Source organism: Stenotrophomonas sp. HMWF023, assembly GCF_003060985.1.
Lineage (GTDB): Bacteria > Pseudomonadota > Gammaproteobacteria > Xanthomonadales > Xanthomonadaceae > Stenotrophomonas > Stenotrophomonas lactitubi.
This window is the reverse complement of the sequence record NZ_QAIJ01000033.1, coordinates 1-2,314: the sequence shown is the minus strand read 5'-3', so window position 1 is coordinate 2,314 and position 2,314 is coordinate 1. Positions and strand designations below refer to the sequence as shown.

1 protein-coding gene is annotated in these 2,314 nt (G+C 67.3%); it reads right to left on the bottom strand.

Annotation, left to right across the window (positions count from 1 at the left end; all coding sequences use genetic code 11):
• Positions 1 to 27: 27 nt before the first annotated feature.
• The gene (locus DBR20_RS01425) at positions 28 to 2,307 is read right to left on the bottom strand and encodes a thiamine pyrophosphate-dependent enzyme (RefSeq protein WP_108264933.1); all 2,280 of its coding nucleotides are present in this window, start codon (positions 2,305 to 2,307) and stop codon (positions 28 to 30) included.
• Positions 2,308 to 2,314: the final 7 nt, after the last annotated feature.

Sequence of the window (2,314 nt, the reverse complement as noted above, 5' to 3'; positions counted from 1 at the left end):
CAACATTCCCGCCAATCCACACATGCATCAGGGTTCCTGCGCCAGGTCGAGGGCGGCGCCAATCACTGCATTGTCGCTTGGAAGCCCGAACATTGCTGCCCCCGCCAGTGGCGTATAGGTATCGGCACCGCAGACCCGGCGCACCGGAAGGTGGCCATGGCCGGCCTCGACCAGCGCAGTGATCACGCCTTCGCCGATGCCCCCGCTCTGCCTGCCCTCGTCCAGCACCAGCACCCGCTGCGCGGTGGCGGCCTGGGCGCCGATGAAGGCGGCATTCAACGGCACCAGCCAGCGCAGGTCGACCACCCGCACCTGCCAGCCCAGCTGCTGCTCGATAGCGATAGCTGCGCGCAGCGCCATCGGCACACCGTTGCCGTAGGTGAAGATCACCAGATCGGTGGCATCCGGCGCGTACACCCTGCCCTCGCCCAGCACCAGCGCCTGCCCGGGTGCGGGGTAGTCGAACAACCACTGGCCGTCGCCGGCCGTGTGCAGATCCTTGGTCATGTAAAGGGCGATCGGTTCCAGGAACACCGCTACCCGGCCATCCACGCGGGCCAATGCCGCCAAAGTGCGCAGCATCATCACCGCATCATCGCCACGCGACGGACAGCCCACCACCAGCCCCGGGATGTCACGCAGCGCCGTAATCGAGTTGTCGTTGTGGAAATGGCCGCCGAACCCTTTCTGGTAGCCCAGCCCGGCCACCCGCACCAGCATCGGGTTGCGGAACTGGTCATTGGAGAAGAACTGCAGCGAGCAGGCCTCGCCGCGCAGCTGGTCGATGGCGTTGTGCAGGTAGGCCAGATACTGGATTTCCGGAATCGGCAACATGCCCATGTTGGCCAGACCCTGGGCCATGCCCAGGATCATGGTCTCGTCCAGCAGCGTGTTGAATACCCGGCGCGGGCCGAAGCGGCGCAGCAGGTCGCGCGTCACCGTGTAGACGCCGCCCTTCTGCGCGACGTCCTCGCCAAACAGCAGCGCCTGCGGATACTTGCCCAGTAGTTCCTGCAGCCCGTGGTTGATCTGGATCGCCAGGTGCCGCGGCGGTTGCCGCTCGGGCAGCGCGTCGGCACCGCCGTACAGCGCCTGCCGGGCCTCGACGGGCGCCACGCGCTCGGCCTCGGCCTGTACCGCTGCCGGCGTATAGGGTGCCAACGGCGTGATCACTTCCTGCAATGTCTGCAGCTTCGGACGCGTATCGGCATCAATGGCAGCGGCCATGCAGCGCGCGCGCAGGGTTTCATAGGCGGCCTCCACGCCGGCCGCATCCATCCAGCCCGATTCCAGTGCGATCTGCGCCGAGCGCAGCAGCGGGTCCTGCGCCTCGGCCGTGCACAGCTCCGCCAGCGCACGCCATTCCACCTCGAAGTCGGTACCGGCATGGCCCATCAACCGCGTGGTCCGCAGGTGCAGGAAGGTAGGCCGACGCGTGCGCCGGCAGTGCTCGACCGCCGCCTGCACCTGCGCGTGCCCGGCCGCCAGGTCCAGGCCATCGGCGAAGAAATAGTCCAGGCCCGGTTGCCGGCTGAAGCGCTCTGCGATCCATCCCTCAGGTGTTTTCACCGAAATGCCGAGGCCGTTGTCCTCGCACACGAACAGGATCGGCACCGGCAGCTTCTGGTAGGCCGACCACATCGCGGTATTGAACGCGGTCTGCGCGGTGGCATGGTTGGCCGAGGCATCGCCGAAGGAGCACATCACGATGCTGTCGGCCGGAATCGGCAGCGGCTGGCTCAGGCGCCTGCCACTTTCGATCGCCAGCGCGGTACCGAGTGCCTTGGGCAGGTGCGATGCGATGGTCGAGGTCTGCGGCAGCACCCACAGCGGCTTGCTGCCCCACACTTTGTGACGGCCGCCACTGGCCGGATCGTCGGCACTAGCGGCGAAGGACAGCGCGGCGTCGCGCACGGGATCCATGCCTGGCACCAGCCGTGCGCGCTCGGCCATGAAGGCGCCGGAACGATAGTGCAGGAATGCCGGGTCGGTGTGCCGGCAGGCGCGCGCAAGCAGCGCGTTGCCTTCATGACCGGAGGAGCCGATGGTGTAGAAGACCTTGTTCTGCACGCGCAGCACGCGCGCCATCAGATCCAGCTGGCGACTGAGCAGCTGCGATTCGAACAGCTCGCCGAAGGCAGCCGCCGTCAGGGTGCTGCCCGGCAGGATCGGCGCATCCGGCGCCGGTTGCGGTCGCGGCATGCCGCGCCAGGCGCGTACGGCCTCGAGGAAATTGACGTCACAGACTTCGGCGCGGTTTAAGCCGCGCATGCGTGCGGGAATGGGATCTGGAACCACAGCGAACATCGAACAC

What these genes read in the sequence shown, in the direction of transcription:
- DBR20_RS01425 (WP_108264933.1), bottom strand. Translation starts at nt 2,307, where the DNA reads ATGTTCGCTGTGGTTCCAGATCCCATTCCCGCACGCATGCGCGGCTTA.